The 16994-nt window shown below is 68.9% G+C and carries 13 protein-coding genes; 7 read left to right on the plus strand and 6 right to left on the minus strand.

What is annotated here, in order from left to right; translation table 11 throughout:
- Positions 1–232: 232 nt before the first annotated feature.
- From KF837_25870 to KF837_25880, 3 genes are all read right to left on the minus strand, one after another.
- Positions 233–505 carry a hypothetical protein gene (locus tag KF837_25870; protein ID MBX3230773.1) on the minus strand — a complete coding sequence of 91 codons (273 nt, stop codon included), beginning with the start codon at positions 503–505 and terminating at the stop codon, positions 233–235.
- Positions 502–6228 (minus strand): VCBS repeat-containing protein, encoded by a 5727-nt coding sequence (locus tag KF837_25875; GenBank protein MBX3230774.1) that lies wholly within the window; start codon positions 6226–6228, stop codon positions 502–504. Before KF837_25875 ends, KF837_25870 begins: the two co-directional genes overlap by 4 nt.
- A gap of 909 nt (positions 6229–7137) precedes the next feature.
- A complete protein-coding gene (locus tag KF837_25880; GenBank protein ID MBX3230775.1) occupies positions 7138–9069 on the minus strand; it encodes a hypothetical protein in 1932 nt (643 codons plus the stop codon).
- A gap of 304 nt (positions 9070–9373) precedes the next feature.
- On the opposite strand from KF837_25880, the gene KF837_25885 reads away from it, so the two are divergent.
- Entirely contained in the window at positions 9374–10330 is a 957-nt protein-coding gene (locus tag KF837_25885; GenBank protein ID MBX3230776.1) for a tRNA-dihydrouridine synthase, read from the plus strand.
- A gap of 40 nt (positions 10331–10370) precedes the next feature.
- Positions 10371–11027 carry a phospholipase D family protein gene (locus KF837_25890; GenBank protein MBX3230777.1) on the plus strand — a complete coding sequence of 219 codons (657 nt, stop codon included), beginning with the start codon at positions 10371–10373 and terminating at the stop codon, positions 11025–11027.
- On the opposite strand, the gene KF837_25895 is transcribed toward KF837_25890, so the two are convergent.
- Positions 10945–11538, minus strand: a complete 594-nt coding sequence (locus KF837_25895; protein ID MBX3230778.1) for a hypothetical protein — start codon at positions 11536–11538, stop codon at positions 10945–10947. The two genes, KF837_25890 and KF837_25895, sit on opposite strands and share 83 nt — an antisense overlap.
- Positions 11539–11574: 36 nt before the next feature.
- Between KF837_25895 and KF837_25900 the strand changes: the two genes are divergently transcribed.
- Positions 11575–12717 (plus strand): pyridoxal phosphate-dependent aminotransferase, encoded by a 1143-nt coding sequence (locus KF837_25900; GenBank protein MBX3230779.1) that lies wholly within the window; start codon positions 11575–11577, stop codon positions 12715–12717.
- Positions 12714–13964 carry a CehA/McbA family metallohydrolase gene (locus KF837_25905; protein MBX3230780.1) on the plus strand — a complete coding sequence of 417 codons (1251 nt, stop codon included), beginning with the start codon at positions 12714–12716 and terminating at the stop codon, positions 13962–13964. Before KF837_25900 ends, KF837_25905 begins: the two co-directional genes overlap by 4 nt.
- On the opposite strand, the gene KF837_25910 is transcribed toward KF837_25905, so the two are convergent.
- On the minus strand, positions 13922–14581 hold the full coding sequence (locus tag KF837_25910) for a glutathione S-transferase (protein MBX3230781.1): 660 nt from the start codon (positions 14579–14581) through the stop codon (positions 13922–13924). The genes KF837_25905 and KF837_25910 overlap by 43 nt on opposite strands.
- Before the next feature lie 8 nt (positions 14582–14589).
- On the opposite strand from KF837_25910, the gene KF837_25915 reads away from it, so the two are divergent.
- The 3 genes from KF837_25915 (at position 14590) to KF837_25925 (ending at position 16523) form a co-directional block, all read left to right on the plus strand.
- Positions 14590–15687, plus strand: a complete 1098-nt coding sequence (locus KF837_25915; protein ID MBX3230782.1) for a DUF2914 domain-containing protein — start codon at positions 14590–14592, stop codon at positions 15685–15687.
- A 65-nt stretch (positions 15688–15752) separates the two neighbouring features.
- On the plus strand, positions 15753–16031 hold the full coding sequence (locus KF837_25920) for a DUF1232 domain-containing protein (protein ID MBX3230783.1): 279 nt from the start codon (positions 15753–15755) through the stop codon (positions 16029–16031).
- Between the two features lie 90 nt (positions 16032–16121).
- On the plus strand, positions 16122–16523 hold the full coding sequence (locus tag KF837_25925; GenBank protein MBX3230784.1) for a TM2 domain-containing protein: 402 nt from the start codon (positions 16122–16124) through the stop codon (positions 16521–16523).
- A gap of 1 nt (position 16524) precedes the next feature.
- Here the strand turns inward: KF837_25925 and KF837_25930 are convergent, their stop codons facing one another.
- Positions 16525–16944, minus strand: a complete 420-nt coding sequence (locus tag KF837_25930; GenBank protein MBX3230785.1) for a secondary thiamine-phosphate synthase enzyme YjbQ — start codon at positions 16942–16944, stop codon at positions 16525–16527.
- Between the last annotated feature and the right edge of the window lie 50 nt (positions 16945–16994).

Raw genomic sequence — 16994 nt, forward strand, 5'->3', positions numbered from 1 at the left:
CTTCAGCGGCTAGTAGATCAGGGGTTCATCTCTCCCGCGTAGGCAACGCGGCCGCCGGCGAGAGCAACATGCTCTTGCCGACGACTATTTGTAACCGCTTGTGTCGTTCCGCGAAAGAGTTCGACTGCGCCGCCTCCGCTCGCTGCACTCTCTGCCGCTTGGCCGAGACTCGACGAGTCCGTCGGCTCCTGGAGGATCACGCGATGGCGGGCAAGACAGGCGCGCGGACGAATCATGGGAGACTGAGCCCGATCACCTCTTTCGTTGCTTCAATCGCGAGCACGACGTCATCGTAGCCCTGACGCGCAACATCCTGACCAACGACCGCCACTGAGCCAAAAATCTTCTCCCGCCTTGCGACCAATACCTCCAATAAATCCGAAATTGAAATGGCGTCGAGATAAGCATCATCGAAGATCATCGTGCCGTTCGGTGACGACAGCGTTGAACTGAACCCACGGGCCATCAACGCCTTACGCAAGAGATCGCGCGTGGACGGCCTCATTTTACCGACCTCACACAGATGATGCACTGTGGAAGAACGAGCCTGGGATTCGTGAGATCGAGCGCGCCTCCGGGGCCGAGTGGATGAGGCTGAACGATCGGAGGTCGGTTGAGGACGAATTGACCATTATTTGCAATTTCAACAACATGCGTCGGCGGCGTCTTGACCCCCGCCAGCTCAACTGCTTGTTGCGCCGTATAATTTCCAACGTTCGTTGCCGACGACTGTGACCAAAGGCCTGTCTTCTGAATCCCCTGCGCGCCCGCCTGAGTCGTGTAATGATACACAATGTCGGGTACCGCCTGGCCCGCGGCTCGCTGTGCCGCTTCCGCTCCCGTAAGGGCCGGCGCTCCCCCTGCGGCTTGGCCGAGACTCGAAGCGGTACCGCTCCCCGCGGAAGCTGCGTGCTCGAGCACGGTTGGGTAGCCACCAGCGCCGGTCGCCGGTGCCGCCGCCTTGGCGGCTTGCGCTGCGCGTGCCACCTCGATCGAGTCGTCCACGGCACTCACAGCCGAGCTCGACTGGGTGGCCGCACTCGCGGTCTTCGCTACCTGGATCGCGTCCTTGGTTACCCGACCGGCCGCCGTCAGCTTGAAAACGGCTGTCGTCCCGCGCGCCACAGCAAGACCGAGGCCGATGTCTCCGAGCACGCCTGCCAACTGAGCAGCTTGCTCGTCTTGGAAGACTTGCTTTGCAGCCGCGGCGATCCCCTGCTGCGTGTATGTCTCTACCGGTTCTCCAGTGATCGCTTGACGCACACCGGCCTGTGCGCTGTCGACGCCGTGAACCACGCCCACGACGCCGAGCGCAATCCCAACCCCGCACCCTACTCCGGTCGCGCAAGCCGCACTCGCCGCGATGACGGTCGAAACCGCTTCGACTGCACCACCTACTGCCCTGAATCCGCCCCAGAACCGGTCCAGGTCGTCGAGCCCGAACGGGTCGATCGCGACCAGAACACGCCCGTGGACGTACGCGTACAGGTTCAAATCCGCCGCCCCCGGCTCGTGCACGGCGAGCGGGTCGGGGCTGATCCAGCGATTCAGCTGCGGGGCGTAGTACCGAGCCCCGAAGTAGAGAAGGCCGACTTCGATGTCCTCTTCCTTCCCCGTGAACCGGTGGTCCGCCCGATACGCCTTCCATCGGTCGGGCCGATAGTCGCTCTCGGTCGCGCCGTACGCCTGGTACCGGGTCGCCTCGACGAGCTCACTCGTCTCCTTGTCGATCACGAAGCTCGCCGAACCTAGGTGATCGGGCAGCTCGAAGAGGACGTGCTGGTGCCCGCTGCTGAGCGTCGGGAGGTCCTCCTCGGAGTAGTACACGCGCGCCAACCGCACGCCCGCCGCGAACAGATACGGAACCTCCGTCGCGGCCACTCGCTCGTAGTCGCCCGTGAGGAAGCGGGCTCGGCGCAGCTCGAGGGACCCGTAGACGTAGACCGTATGAAGCTCGTCGGCCGCGGAGTCGACGGCGGTCTTGAGGACGCGCTCTCCGCCCGCGTAGGCGTACCGCAGCTCGGCGGCGGCAGGGCCCGACGGAAGCGGATCGTCCGCGACCCCCGGCGGCGAGAGGTCCCACCGGCGTGCGCGCGAGAGCTGGCCGACTTCGTTCCATTCGTACGCGAAGCGCTGCGAGCACACCGCTCCGCTCGGTAGGCACGGGCCGTCGCGTCGCAGCGCGAGGCTCACGAGATGACCCGCGGCGTCGTACGCCGACGTCAGCTCGCCCGCTCGTGTCCCGCTACCCTGCGCCGCCTGCTTCAACTGGTACGGCCCGGCGCTCGCCACGCCGTTCGTCACCGTCCCAAGCGACCGATCATAGAAGGAGTGCTCGTCGTCGTCGCTCGACGTCGTGTTTCCGACCGCGTCGTACGCGAACGTCTGCGTCGCCACGCGCTTGTCGAACGACACGTGCGGGCTCGGTAGCGTCACCGCCGTCGAGCTGCCGTTCTCCTCCTCGAACGGGCTCGCCCAGTCGTCGTTGCCGCTGCTGTAGCTGACCTGTGTGACGCGATAAAGATCGTCGTATTGGAGCTGCCTCGTGCTCGGCTTGAAGGACGTCGGCCAGGCGGCGGGGTCACGAAGGTCGGTGATCGCGGTCGGGTTGTTGGCGACGTCGTAGGTGTAGCTGTAGTGCTCGAGCACGGTCTGAAAGACCGAGGGGCCTGCGCCGGGATTGGGTGCCGGCGTATAGGCCGGCGGGGTGGCGGACCAGAGCGCCGGGGCTCCCCGCTGCGTGAGCACGCTCGAAAGGCGGTGGCGCACGTCGTACTGGAACTCCGTGCTCGTCTGCGCGACGTCCCCGTAGGTGATCTGCGTGGTGAGACCGTTGACGTCATGGTGCGCCTCCGACACCAGCTCGCCGTAGCTGCTGGCGACGCTCGAGACGTCGCCTCGCTTCGAGTACCCCGTCGTCACCACGCTCGATGCGTTACTGCCCAGAAGCTCCGAGACATCGGCTCCCGTGGACTCCGCCGTGGGTCGCCCCGCGCCGTCGAAGGACGCCTCTTTCACGTACCAGTGCGGCGCGTAGCGATCCGCGAGCACGTCCGCGGGGACACCGGGTTTGGCGACCCTGCGAGCGACGGCGGTCGCGTGTCCTCGACCGTCGTAGTGGAAGAGGGTCTTCGCCCCGCGATCGCTCACGGACGTGACGCGCCCCGCATTCGCGCCCAGGATCGCCGGATCCGCGGGGAAGCCTGGAACGCTCGCGGCGTCGGGGTCCGCGCCGTCGTGGCGGTACAGTACCTCGAGGCCGTCCCCTTTCACGAACACCTCCCACGCCGCGGTTTCGTCGATACTCAGATCCGGGGCCGAGTAATCCGCGTGCTCGGCGCGGCACGGCGAATAGCCGTCGCCGAGCGGGCGCCCGTCCGCCAGGTAGAAGTGGTTGGTGCCGCAGCCGCGCGGATCGCTCGTGCCGACGAGCTGGCCCAGGCGATCGTAGGCATATCGCCACGCCTTCATCGAGTCAGGATTGGTGCTCGGAGACGCGTTGAAGCCCGTCGTCGTGTTGGGATCGACGTTGAGCACCATCCGACCGAACGAATCGTAGCGCATCCAGCGGACGACCGGCGCGCCGCCCGGCCCCGTGCGCGCGATGACTTCCGGCTGGCCCGTCGGCAGGTAGCTCACCGTCGTCGCGTGCGACTCGATCTGGCCGCCGACGTGGATGCGCTCAGTCGTGGCGACGCGACGGCCGTGTCCGTCGATTCGAACCGTCGACGGCGTCCCCTCATGCGCTCCCCCCGGCTCCAGGTCCGCCGCGTCCCACGCGTCGGTCGACATTGCATGGTACACGTTATGGAGAGTCACCGCGTCATCGAGACCACGTGTCTCCACCACGCGCCCGAACGCGTCGTAGCGCGCGCTCGTCGAGAGGATCCCCGACGCCGATCGCAACTCCGCCCAGAGCTCCGGCATCATCGACGGAGCCGCGTAGTAGTTCGAGAGCGCGCGGCTCACGCCTCCCTTCGCGTCGAAGTCGACGTCGCCGTGGACGATCCAGTCTGCGCCGTCGTCTTGGGTCATCGTCGCGAGCGTGCGGCCGAGGCCGTCGACGTAGGTCCACGACTCTGCAAAGCTCGGGTCGTCGGCCGTCGCTCCGTCCTGCACTTTCGTGTGCACCTGAGAGACGGGCGTGACGCCATCCATCGGGAGAATGTACTCGACCGTCATCGACGGGACCGTCGATGGAGTCGACGGCGTCGCCGGGTCCGGCCGGTACGTCGCCGTCACGCGTCCGAATCCATCGTAGGTCGCGGTCGACGTTTGAAGTCCTGGCCCGATCAGCCGCGTGATGACGCCGAGACCACGGTCGTACTCCGCCAACGATGTAAGCTCGTACGGGCCGCACGCGGCGAGCCCCACGGTCGATTCGGGATAACCTGTGCTCGAGCTGGACTGCACGACGAGCTGCGCGAAGGCACTATCCAGGACGCCGGTGGAGCAGTGGCCGGCCGGTCCGTACGTGTGAACGGTGTTGCCGAACGCGTCGTGATCGAAGTTGAAGGTGTCGTACCAGCCGTCGGAGATGGCGCTTCCGGGCGGCGGTGCGACCGACTTCCCCGAGCTCTCGTGGAACCGATCGAGCGACAATGTCCCCGTGACGTGGATCCGCTCCGAGATGGCGAGGCCTCGCGTGTCGTAGGTATGCGCGGAGTGATTGCGCTTCACGGACGGCGTGTGACTGCCTTGCAGCCAGGACTCGGCCGAGCGGAAGATCCAACCGGACGGATCGCCGGCAACGCGCTCGGGCGTCGTATGTACGAAGATGGTCTCGTCGGCAGCACCGCAACCTTCGACGCAGCCGTGGTCGACCTGGTCCTGCGTGTTCCCGAAGCGATCGACCGTCGCGCTCTGACGGAGCCGCGCGCGCCCCGAGCTCCGAAGCGGCACCGAACGGACGACGTCCTGCGTGACAACGCCCGCCGTGCGCTCGAGCTCGACGTCGGTGAGGTTCACGGAAGAAGAGGCCGGGACGAACGGCGACGTATCGTAGCGGTAGGACTCCGAGCTGGCGCCAAAAGCGTGGCGGACCTGACGCCCATCGAGGCCCGTGTACAGGCGGCGCAGTCGATACGTCGTGTGCGCGCTCGACAAGTAAGCGCCGTTCTCGTCGAGCTGCTCGGCGAGCACCGGCAGGCCCTTGAGGGCCTCGCGCGGATTGTCCCGCCATCGCTCGTCGACGTCGCACGTGCCGGACGCATCGGGCTCCTCGACGCACTCACCAAGCAGGAACGTCGCCTCCGCGATCGAGGTCGGGCTGTTCGCGTCGCCGATCGTTCGCGAACGTACGGTGCGAAACCCTCGGAATTCGCGCTGGCGGCCCTCGTAGACCGCATCTCGATACGTGTACTCGGTCACGTAGGTGCCGGCGGCTCGTCCGACGCGCTCGAGGTTGTCGCGGTGGGTCACGCGCGAGAGCACGTGCGCGACCGTCGGAGCCTTGCTCGTCCACGGCTGACCGGCCGTTTCGGCGGCGAGCATCTCCTGCACGGAGGTGGTGTATTGCAGCTCCGTGCTCGCACCGAGGCCGTTGTCGATCCTCGTCAGGACCCACGGGCGGACACCGCCTGCAAGGTCGATATACCTGTAAGCGCGCCCGTCTCCCCACAGGATGTCGGGAGTTCCCGAGCCGTTGACGTCCGCGAGCCGAACGCGATTCGTGATCGCGGAGTTTGGTGGTGCGTTGGCGATGACGTGCCGTTCCGTCCAGCCCATGCCGTCGACGTTCAGATAAACGTCGATCGCGTTGAACCGGACCCTGACGAAGTCGGCGAGGCCGTCGCCGTTGACGTCTCCGAGCAAGAACGGCCCGTCCCCGAACATCGCGACGCGTGGGGTGTTCGCCATGGCGACGTGTTGCTCTTGGCCGAAGCTTCCTGCCGGACATTCTGCGGGGTCTCCCGTGCCCCAAAAGCCATTTCCTCTTCCTGGCCAATAGCGAATGTCGCCGTGACGTACTCGAACGATGTCCGGAAGACCGTCGCCGTTCATGTCGGCGACGTGGACGTCGGGCTCGTCGAACCGAACAGGGAGCGCGCTCCACGGGGCGCAGCTCCTGAGCGGCTCGTTCGAGATGTCCGCGCTCACCGGACCGGTCCAGGACGCGTTTCCGTACTGACCAGATCCCGTTGGATACCGCCCCAGCGAAAAGAACGTCTGCACCTCCGTCGCGGACGTATAGACGACGTCGAGGAGACCGTCGGCGTTCACGTCCATCACGCGGATGTTCTCGTTGCGACGCGCGAAGTCGATCTTCGCGTCCTGCTCCGACGCGGTCCTCACGACGCGGCCCTGCCACGCCCACGTTCCGTTGGATCCCTGTCGAGGTGTGTAGATCGAGTACGTCTTCACGAGCGGCATGTGGAGGAGATTGACCTTGCCGTCTCCGTCCACGTCGTGAGTCGAGAGGTTCGGATTGTTGAGCCGGATGACGTTGGCGTCGGCCCCGAGCACTCCCTCCACGGTCATGTTCTCCACGGGCGCGAAGCCGGTGCCCTTGTTGAAGAACACTCCGTGATTCCCCCCGTAGCGCGCTGGATCGGTGACGAGCACGTCGGGCAGACCGTCGGAGTCGATGTCCGCGAGCTCCGTCAGCGCTTCGTCGATGGAATGCGGCGGGCTCGCGGCCATCTGGTGGATTCGCTCGTCGAATCCTTCGTACCCGGGAAGGTCCGCGCTCGCCTCGGATCCATCAAAACGGTGCTGCAAGTTAAATCGTTATAAACGTATATCTGATCAAATCTGACGTATTCGGGCAACATGCTCGTCACCCAAGGCGCGCAAGAATCGCTCGTCGACCGGCAGGTGAAAGTCGTCGAGTCGCAGGGACGGCGCGCCGCACGAGGCTCGACCTCGGCGCGGCTCTCCTCAGAGCTCCTCGTTGTGGCGGCCAGGTTCAGTTGTTGGTCGCCGACACGACTCGACTCGGCTGGGCTGGGTCACGCAGACGAGTGACCCGAGTGACCAGATCGAGGTATGGAGCGCGCCACGCGACGCGCCGGACCCGTCCGCTGTCGCAAAACGCGTGGCGACGATTCGCGGACGGTCCTCGGACTTCATATCCGACGGGATCGTCCGATCTCGAGGTGCGCGTTCGAGACGAGGAAATGGGCGCGGCCGACCTGGCTACTTGAGCGCGTCGCTCAGGGCGTTGGCGGGGGCCGGGTCCTTCTTGCCGAGGGCGTCGGTGAGCGCGTTCGAGGGGGCGGAGATGGGGCCCTCGTCCTTGGCGGCGTCGGCAGCCGGCGCGGCGGGGCGGGAGGTGCGCTTCGTGGCGGGCTTCTTCGCAGCCGGGGTGGCCTTGGCCGGGGCGACCTTGGGCGTCGCAGACGCCGACGAAGCCGACGCGGCGGGCGCGGGCGTGTGTGCCGGCGGCGGCGTCGTGGTCGTGGTCGTGCTCGCGGGCGGGGGCGGCGTGACGACGGGCGGAGGCGGCGGCGCGGGGGTCGCGGCGGCGGCCTGGGCGGCGTGGACGGCGGCGCGATCCTTTTCGAGCATCTGCGCGCCGGCGCCGAGGCCGAGCACGATGACGGCGGCGGCGGCGATGACGGCGCCGATCGCGGTCTTGCGGCTCGCGCGCTTCGCCTCGCGGTACTCGGCGAGATCCGAGAACGACGGGACGCGCGCGGGCGGCGGGTACTGCACGTCCGGCGCGCCGACGTCGACGGAGACCGGACCGAACGACGGAGGATGATAGCTGCCCGCGCGATGCGCGACCGGCGGCGGCGGGACGTACGCCGCAGGCTCGTGCGCGTCGTACGGACCGTACGAGACAGGCGGCGGCGTGACCGACGGCGTCATCGGCGTCATCGGCGTCATCGGGTAGAGCGCCGGGTTGAAGAGCGGCGCGGTCGCGCGCGGGTTCGGGACGGGCACGCCCGAGGGAGCGGCGACGGAAGGGAACGTCGCCGGCGCAATGGGTGCAATCTGCATCTTTGCGGCAGACGGGGCCGCGGCGGTGGGCGCGTCCTTCGAGTACGTGGGCGCGTGCTCGGGCGCGGCCGGAAGGGACGACGACACGTAGACCGGAGCCGCGGGGAACACCGACGGCGCCATCGGGTACGGCGCGACGGGCGACGCCGCGATCGACATCGACGGCACGCCGTGCATCGCAGGCCACTCGTGCGAGGGCGGCGGCTCCAGATGCTCGAGGTAGGAGGGACGCGACGCCTGACGCGGCGGCGGAATCGTCTCGTTGCGCGGCGCGGCCGCGTCCACGCGCGGACCATCCGGATACGACGGCTGCCGCGCGGCGGGCACGTCCGGGTACGACGGCTGGCGCGCCGCCGGGACGTCCGGGTAGGAGGGGCGTGAGCCCGGGCGCACCGGGTCCATGAAAGGAGCGGTGACGGGGGCTGCCGGCATCGGGCCCGCGCGGAAGGGGAGCTGCGACTCGCGCTGGACCGCGAGATCGTCGAGGCGGCCCAGCGAGCCGACCTTGTCGTTGACGTGCTTCGCCTTGAGCGACGCGATGCGGCGGCGCGCGAGCGCCTGGAAACGCTCGGCCGAGTTGGAGGCGAACGACGCGAGCGCGCCCGCGACGTCGTCGACGGAGCGCGGCCGCTCGTCGGGGTTCTCCGAGAGGCACGCCTCGACGCACGTGATGAGCGCCCGCGGCGCGCCCGCGAGAACCTCGCGCACCGGACGCTTGCACGGCGGGACCCCACCGACGAGCGCGTGGAGGATCGCGCCGAGCGCCCAGATGTCCGCGCGCTGATCGCCGATCTTGCCCGCGCGCTGCTCCGGCGCGAGGGCCGGCGCCTGGAACGCGGCCCGGAAGTCGATCGCGCCCGTGTCGTCCGCGTCGAGCGCCCAGATGTCGACGAGATCGCCCGCGCGGCGCGGCCAGATCGTGCGGACACGGTGAAGGCCGAGATCGCCGTGGACGATGCCGTTCGCGTGCGCGTTCGCGAGCTCGTCGCAGACGTCGAGCAGGATGTCGACCGAGTCCGCGACGCACAGCTTGCCGGCGTCCCGCACGATGGCCGCGAGCGAGCGCTTGTCGCGGAGGAGCTCCGCCCAGCTCGTCGACAGGGGGTCGGGTGATCCAGCAGCCATCGAGTGGCTCCGGCGTAGCACTTTGATTCTGAGATGCACGTCTCTCCGACATGATCGGAACGCAAAAAAGGATGAGGAATTTCGCCACGAAAGCCTCAACCACCCCTCCAAGGAAAATTCCGATGGGGGAAAACCCCCAGCCCCACAGATCCCCCAAGGGGCCCCAGAAGCGGCCGCGCGAGGGCCGTGTCTGGGTGGGGTGTCGGGGCGAAGCCCCGACGTTGAGTGAGTCGATTGGCGCGGGCTTGGATCCTGAGCTATCTCCGGCGCCGTGACGCATCCGAACCGGGCCAAGCTCGCGGAGATGTATGGCCGGAAGCCGGTCATCCTCGCTCCGCTCGAGGACGTCTCCGACGTCGTGTTCCGGCGCGTCTGCCGCTCGCTCGGCGCCGAGATCACGTTGACCGAGTTCGTCAACGTCGAGGGCCTCCTCCGCGGATGCCGCAACGCACGACGGAAGATCCAGCTCGCCGACGACGACCTCCTCACCGCGATCCAGATCTACGGCGCCGATCCCGAGCGCCTCGCCGAAGCGGCGCGCTACGCCGAGTCGGCGGAGCCCTTCTTCATCGACATCAACTGCGGGTGCTGGGTCCCGAAGATCTCCGGCCGCGGCGCCGGCGCGGGCTGGCTCCGCGACCCCGCCTCGATGGTCGCGATGGCGAAGATGGTCGTCGAGAGCGTCGCGCTCCCCGTCACGGTGAAGACGCGCATCGGCCTCGGCCCCGAGTCGCACATGCCGATCGTGGACCTCGCGCGGCGCCTCGAGGACGCCGGCGTCGCCGCGATCACCATCCACTGCCGCACCGCCAACATGGGCCACACCGGCAACGCGGACTGGACGTGGGCCCAGCGCGCGCGCGAGGTCGTGTCGATCCCCGTCATCGTCAACGGCGACGTGCGCTCGGCCGAGGACGCCCACCGCGCGATCGACTCGACCGGCTGCGCCGGCGTCATGATCGGACGCCGCGCGATCGAGCACCCGTGGATCTTCCGCGAGGCGAGGGCGTTCCTCGCGGACGGCACCGTCGTCGCGCCCCCGACCGACGAGGAGCGCATCGCGCTCTGCAAGCACCACCTCACCGCGAACGTCGAGATGCGCGGCGAGCCCTTCGGCGTCCGCTGCACGCGCCGCCACCTCTCCGGCTACCTCACCGGCCTCCGCGGCGCCTCGCAGCTCCGGCGCGCCCTGAACCTGTGCGACTCGCTCCAGGGCTGCCTCGACATCCTCGACGGCTGGTCCAGCCGCGCGGCGGCCTGAATCTTCACGCTCGCCCGAGCTCCGGCGTACCATTCCTTACATGGAGCGGACCGAGCGGAGCGAGCCGACGGAGCGGACGATGCGCGCGCGGCTGCTCGTCGACGGGGAGCACTACGACCACTTCATCGCGACGCGGATCCGCGAGGCGCAGGTCAGCGTGTGGATCGCGACCGCGAACCTGAAGACGATGCTCGTCGAGGCGCCCGTCGGCACGCGCGCGCGGGCGCGCGGGAAGTACGTGTCGTTCTTCGAGACGCTCGGCGACCTCGCGCGACGCGGCGTCGACGTATGCATTCTGCATGCTTCACCGCCGTCGCGTCCGCTCGCGGCGGAGATGAGGCGGCTCGGCGCGAACGGCGTGAAGCTCCGGCAGTGTCCGCGCGTGCACCTCAAGATGATCGCGATCGACGGACGGCTCCTCTACCTCGGCAGCGCGAACCTCACCGGCGCGGGGCTCGGCGCGAAGGGCGAAGGCCGCCGCAACTTCGAGCTCGGCGTCGTCACCGACGACGAGACGATGCTCGATCGCACCCAGGCGCGCTTCGACCGGATCTGGCGCGGCGCCGAGTGCGCGGGCTGCGCGATGAAGCGCGAGTGCCCGCGCCCGCTCTCGCTCACTTCGCTCGGAAGCTCGCCACGAAAGTGTCGAAGTCCTTCCGCGCCGCCTGCACCGTCTTCTCGGGCCCGGTCAGCTTGAAGAAGTGGAGCTGCTCGCCCGCCTCGACGACGGCGCCGAGCAACATCCAGTGCTCCTTCGGCGTCGCCGGCCCCATCATCCCGCCGGACGAGTAGGTCCCCGCCAGCTCGACGACGGTGACCTTCAACCCGTTCGGCGAGCGCGAGTCCTTCTTCGGCGTCGCGTTCCCGAACTGGCCCGCCCAGCGCGTGACGTTCGCGTCGACGCCGCCCGACGCGACCGAGACGCTGAGCTCCGCGTCCTCCGGATCGCCCGCCACCTTCGGCACCTTGAAGGTCGCCTTCCGCATCTGGTTCGGGTTCGGCGCGCTCTGCCATGCGCTCGGCGGATCGTAAGCGACGTCGCCGGGAGCGGCGGCCGCGGGCGACGGCGCCACCGGAGCCGCCGAAGCCGCCGGAGCCGCCGCGGTCGCGGAAGCCGGCGCCTCCTCCGCCCGTACTTTCTCGGGCTCCGGCGTCGTCTTCGAGCAAGCAACGAGGGCGAGGAGAGCGAGCGCGACGAGGCGTGTCATGCGCGAGCCTTATCGCTAAGCTCTCCTTCGACGCAAGTGACCTTCTCCCGCCGCTCCCAGGTCGGCTCCACCGAGACGAACGCGCTCACCCTCGCGCTGGCGAGCGCGCGCGCCGAGGCCCGCTTCCTCGACCTCACCGCGTCGAACCCGACCACGGCGGGACTCCCCTACGATCAAGCCGCGATCCTGAGCGCGCTCGATCAACGCGCCGCGCTCGTCTACGAGCCGCAGCCGCTCGGGCTCGCGAGCGCACGCGAGGTCGTCGCCAAGCGCCTCGGGATCGATCCCGCGCGCGTCGCGATCACCGCGAGCACGAGCGAGGCCTACGCCGTGCTCTTCAAGGCGTTCTGCGATCCGGGCGACGAGGTCCTCGTCCCCTCCCCGAGCTACCCGCTCCTCGACTGGCTCGCCTCCTTCGAAGGCATCACCCTCCGCCGCTACCCCCTCGTCTACGCCGGGAGCTGGCACGTCGACGTCGAGGCGCTCGCGCGCGCGGTCGGACCGAAGACGCGCGCGATCGTCGCCGTCGCGCCGAACAACCCGACCGGCCAGTACCTCTCGGCGCACGAGCTCGACGCGATGCTCGCGCACGAGCTCCCCGTGATCAGCGACGAGGTGTTCGCGTCGTACCCGCTCGCGACGCGACGCTCCGATCGCCTCGCGACGGTGGTCCACGCGAAGGAGGGCCTCGTCTTCGCGCTCTCCGGCCTCTCGAAGCTCGCCGCGCTCCCGCAGATGAAGCTCGGCTGGATCGCGGCCGGCGGCGATCCCGCGCGCGTCAACGAAGCGCTCGCGCGGCTCGAGCTCGTCCTCGACGCGTACCTCTCCGTCGGCGCGCCGGTCCAGCACGCGCTCCCCGAGCTCCTCCACGCCGGCGAGCTCACCGCCGACGCGATCCGGCGGCGGACCAAGGACAACCTCGCCGTCGCGCGCGCCGCCGCCGCGAAGCACGACCTCGTCACGCAGCTCGACGTCGAAGCAGGCTGGTACGTCACCTGGCGCGTGCCGGCGACGATGAGCGACGAAGAATGGGCGCTCACGCTCCTCCGCGAGGACGGGGTCTACGTGCATCCCGGTTACTTCTTCGACATGAGCGGCGCCCATCTCGTCCTGAGCCTCCTCACCCCCGAGCCGGACTTCCGCGACGGGATCGAGCGCATCGTCCGCCGCATCCGATGAAGCGCGCGCTCGTCGTGGCGCTCGCGTCTTGCCTAGCGCTCACGGGATGCAGCAAGTTCCAGGTCGTCGACTTCGCGATGTCGAGCGCGCGTCGCCTCCCGCGCGAGCGCCGCGCCGTCGGGCCCTACCAGGTCCTCGCCGGCGACATGCACTGCCACGTGCGCCCGCCCGACGCGGCGTACCACGTGTCGCGCGAGCTCACCGACACGTACCGGCTCGCGCTCGAGGAAGGCCTCGACTTCGTCGTGCTCACGCCGCACGTCCCGTCGCGCTTCTTCCTCGATCCCGAGCAGCGCGAGTGGGTGCGCGCGACGCAGCAGGTCCTCGGCGCGAAGATCGCGCAGCTCTCCCAGCCGACGGGGCCGCTCCTCCTCCCGGGCATGGAGTACACCGACTATCGCTACGGTCACCTCGGGCTCTCGTTCGGCGACGTCGACGCGGTGCTCGACGAGGTCCCCCTCGCCTCGCTGGAGCGACGGCCCGAGCTCTTCTTCGAGGCGTGGCAGGCGAAGGGCGGCCTCGCGACGATCAACCATCCTTTCCTCGAGCCGCTGCCGCGCGCGCCGATCGCGGAGCTCCACTACGACCTCACCTGGCGGGGCTTCTCGAGCGCGCCGGTCCCCTCCGAGATCGCGTGGCTCACGCGGCACGCGAACGCGATCGAGACGTGGAACGAGAGCATCGGCCACGTCCGCGATCGCTGGTTCGCCGGCGACCCGGACTGGGAGCTGCGCCAGGCGACGCACCTCGTCCAGCGCCTCGCGCGCGCCGAGCAGCGACGGGTCACGCCCGTCGGCGGCTCCGACTCCCACGGCGGCTGGCTTCGCCCGACGACGTGGGTCCTCGCGACCGAGCGCACGCCGGCCGCGATCCGCGCCGGCCTCGTCGCCGGACGCACGTGCGTGCGCTCCCCGGACGCGTGCACGCTGGAGGTCCGCGGCGCGGGCGGGGCGTTCCACGCGGCCGGCGCCGCGATCACGAGCGCGCGCGGCGCGGTGGAGGCGCGATCGCACGGCGGCGAGGCGACGTATTTCGTGAACGGCGCCGTCGCCGCGACGGCGGAGGACGGCGCGACGACGCGGCTCTCCGTCCCCGGCACCTGCGCGCTCGTGCACGTCCGCGTGAACGACGGCGTCTCGGCGCCGGTCTACGTCGACTGCGGCTGGGCGGAGACGAATCAGGCCAATTCGTTAAACAAGCCAAATCAGACAAACATGGGACCGCCCTTCTCGAGCGCGCGCTGGTAGGCGGGGCGGGCCTGGACGCGATCGAGCCAGGCGCGCGTCTTCGGGCGGTCGCCGAGGTCCGAGCGGACGAAGCTGCCCTCGACCGGGTAGCTCATCTGTATGTCGGCGATCGTCATCTCCTCCCCCGCGAACCAGGGGCTCTTCGCGAGCTGGGACTCGACCCAGCCGAAGTGGGTCGCGAGGTTCGGATCGACGAAGGTGGAGAGGACCTGGTTCGCGATCGCCTTCGCGATCGGCTTCACCGGCCACGGCGCCTTGCGCTTGATCTCGCTGAAGACGAGCTTCAAGAGGAGCGGCGACATCGCGGACCCCTCCGCGTAGTGCATCCAGTACCGGTATTTCAGGTGCTCCGGCGTCCCCGGCTTCGGGACCAACCGGCCCTCGCCGTGGCGATCGACGAGGTACTCGAGGATCGCGGCCGACTCCGCCACCGTGCTCTCGCCGTCGACGACGACGGGCGACTTGCCGAGGGGATGGACCTCCGCGAGCACGGGCGGAGCGAGGAGCGTCTTCGGGTCCCGCGCGTACGTCTTCATCTCGTAGGGGACGCCGAGCTCCTCGAGGAGCCAGAGGACGCGATGCGAACGTGACTTCTCGAGGTGGTGCACGGTGATCATGGCGCGTCATCGTATATGCTTCCGGGGTGTCCGTTCGCGTCGTCGACCCCGTCCCGTACGCGCCGTCGCCTCGCGACAAGCTGAAGGCGTTCCTCAAGCAGCACGGGCGGAAGCTCTGGTGGCTCCACTCGGCCTACGCGCTCGGCCTCGGCGTCAGCGTCGTCGTGTTCGCGCAGAAGGGCTTCGACCACGCGCGCTGGCTCGCGGTCTCGATCGGCGCGGCGTGGATGCTCGTCGTCCTCTTCTTCCGCATCCACGGCTCCGGCAAGGGCCAGGCGAACGCCGCGCTCGCCGGCTCGACCAAACATCGCGTCCGCTTCTTCGCGATGACGTACGCGCTGAAGAACCTCTACCAGGGGATGCTCTTCTTCCTCCTCCCCTTCTATTGGAAGTCGACGACGTTCTGGACGCCCAACGCGTGGTTCGTCGTCCTCCTCGGCGTCTGCGCGTTCTTGTCGACGATGGACATCGTCTTCGATCGCGTCGTCTTCAAGTTCCGCGCGCTCGCCTCGGTGTTCCACGCCGTCGCGCTCTTCGGCTGCCTCAACCTCGTCGTGCCCGCGCTCTTCCCCGACACGCGCACGCTCTACTCGCTGCTCATCGCGGTCGGCATCGCGTCCGTCGCGTTCTGGTCGATCCACTTCAGCCTCGCGATGCTGAAGGAGCGCATCTGGATCATCCTCTTCGTCCTCTCGACCGGCGGCGCGGTCGCCGGCGCGTACTACGCGCGCCCCGCGATCCCGCCCGTCCCGATGTACGTCGCGAAGGGCGCGGTGGGTCCGATGGTCCTCTCGGACGGGCGCCTCGCGATGGTCGTGCGCGAGCTGCATCCGAGCGCGATCGACAAGCTCATCGCGATCACCGACGTCGTCGTCCCCGGCGGCAAGGGCGACCGCCTCCTCCACGTCTGGCGCCACAACGGCCACGAGGTCCACCGCGCGACGGAGACGACGTCGAAGGTCGACGGCCCCGCCGGCACCGTCCGCCTCCGCTCCGGCCTCACCGGCCGCGACCTCCCGAAGAACCTCGTCGGCGACTGGTCGGTGGACGTCGAGACGCAAGACGGCCAGCTCGTCGGCCGCGCGACCTTCCTCGTCGTCGAGTAGCTCAGGCGGAGAGAACGAGGGCGGCCCGCTTCCGAAACGGGGAAGGCGTCCTTACGTTGGGCGCGATGAGTCGCTCGCTCAAGAGGCTTGGTTGGACGACGGCGCTCTGGCGCTACCTCCGTGACGGGGAGGCGTCGATTTTCGGCAAGCTCCTCGCGGTGTTCGCGGTGCTCTACGTCGTCATGCCGGTGGACCTCATCCCCGACGTCCCGCTCATCGGCTGGCTCGACGACCTCGGCGTGGTCGCGCTCGTGGGTGCGTGGCTGACGAAACGGATCGCGGAGTACCGCGCGCCCGATGAGGTAGGTCTGCGGCCACGTCGGCCCTTCTCCGTCATGCCCTGATGGCCGCGAACGGACCGCGCCTCCTCCTCTTGCGCTGGCCGTCAGAATCTCTACGCTCGCTGGACCTCACAGGAGCAGGAGCACGACAGCATGAACTACCCCCCGAACGCCCCTCCGCCCGGTGGATACGGCGCACCGCCTCCCGGCGGCTACGGCCCTCCGCCCGGAGGCTATGGTCCTCCGCCTCCGCCGCCCGGCATGGGCATGGCGCCGATGATGGGTGGACCGATGCAGCAGGCGCCGTTCGGCGTCGACCCGATGACGGGCATGCCGTACTCGGACAAGTCGAAGATGGTCGCGGGCCTCCTCAACATCCTCCTGCCGTTCGTCGGCATCTGCGGTGTCGGCCGCTTCTACACCGGCCACATCGGCCTCGGCGTCGCGCAGCTCCTCCTCGGCTGGCTGACGTGCGGGATCTGGCCGCTCATCGACGGCATCCTGATGCTGATGGGCAAGGTCCCCGACGCCCAGGGCCGCCCGCTCCGCGACTGAGCTAAAGACCCTGCACGTGCACCACGACGCGCCGCGTGTGAGCGGCGCGGCGGTGCTCCCAGAGGTAGAGGGCTTGCCAGGTGCCCAGGGCGAGGCGTCCCTTCGTGATGGGGATCGTCTCGCTCGTCTTCGTGATGGTCGCGCGGAGGTGCGAGGGCATGTCGTCGGGGCCCTCGTCGTCGTGCTCGTAGGCGCGCTCGTCTTCGGGCGCGACGCGGTCGATCCACGCCTGCATGTCCCGCCGCACGGCCGGGTCCGCGTTCTCCTGGATGACGAGCGACGCGCTCGTGTGCTGGACGAAGACCGTGCAGAGGCCCGTCTTCACGCCCGCTTTCGCGATCACCGCCTGGACGCGCTCGGAGAGATCGACGAAGCCCCGGCCCCGGGTCGAAACGTCGAGGACCTCCTGATGCATTTGCATCCCCAGACGATAGATCCAGGGGCAGCGGACGTTTCAGGATCCAGCGTGTA

It is taken from the genome of Labilithrix sp. (assembly GCA_019637155.1).
Classification (GTDB): Bacteria; Myxococcota_A; Polyangia; order Polyangiales; family Polyangiaceae; genus Labilithrix.

Coding starts and splice junctions, on each gene's coding strand:
- KF837_25870 (MBX3230773.1), bottom strand. CDS start 505: ATGAGGCCGTCCACGCGCGATCTCTTGCGTAAGGCGTTGATGGCCCGT.
- KF837_25875 (MBX3230774.1), bottom strand. CDS start 6,228: ATGGACGTGAACGCCGACGGTCTCCTCGACGTCGTCTATACGTCCGCG.
- KF837_25880 (MBX3230775.1), bottom strand. CDS start 9,069: ATGGCTGCTGGATCACCCGACCCCCTGTCGACGAGCTGGGCGGAGCTC.
- KF837_25885 (MBX3230776.1), top strand. CDS start 9,374: ATGTATGGCCGGAAGCCGGTCATCCTCGCTCCGCTCGAGGACGTCTCC.
- KF837_25890 (MBX3230777.1), top strand. CDS start 10,371: ATGGAGCGGACCGAGCGGAGCGAGCCGACGGAGCGGACGATGCGCGCG.
- KF837_25895 (MBX3230778.1), bottom strand. CDS start 11,538: ATGACACGCCTCGTCGCGCTCGCTCTCCTCGCCCTCGTTGCTTGCTCG.
- KF837_25905 (MBX3230780.1), top strand. CDS start 12,714: ATGAAGCGCGCGCTCGTCGTGGCGCTCGCGTCTTGCCTAGCGCTCACG.
- KF837_25910 (MBX3230781.1), bottom strand. CDS start 14,581: ATGATCACCGTGCACCACCTCGAGAAGTCACGTTCGCATCGCGTCCTC.
- KF837_25920 (MBX3230783.1), top strand. CDS start 15,753: ATGAGTCGCTCGCTCAAGAGGCTTGGTTGGACGACGGCGCTCTGGCGC.
- KF837_25925 (MBX3230784.1), top strand. CDS start 16,122: ATGAACTACCCCCCGAACGCCCCTCCGCCCGGTGGATACGGCGCACCG.
- KF837_25930 (MBX3230785.1), bottom strand. CDS start 16,944: ATGCAAATGCATCAGGAGGTCCTCGACGTTTCGACCCGGGGCCGGGGC.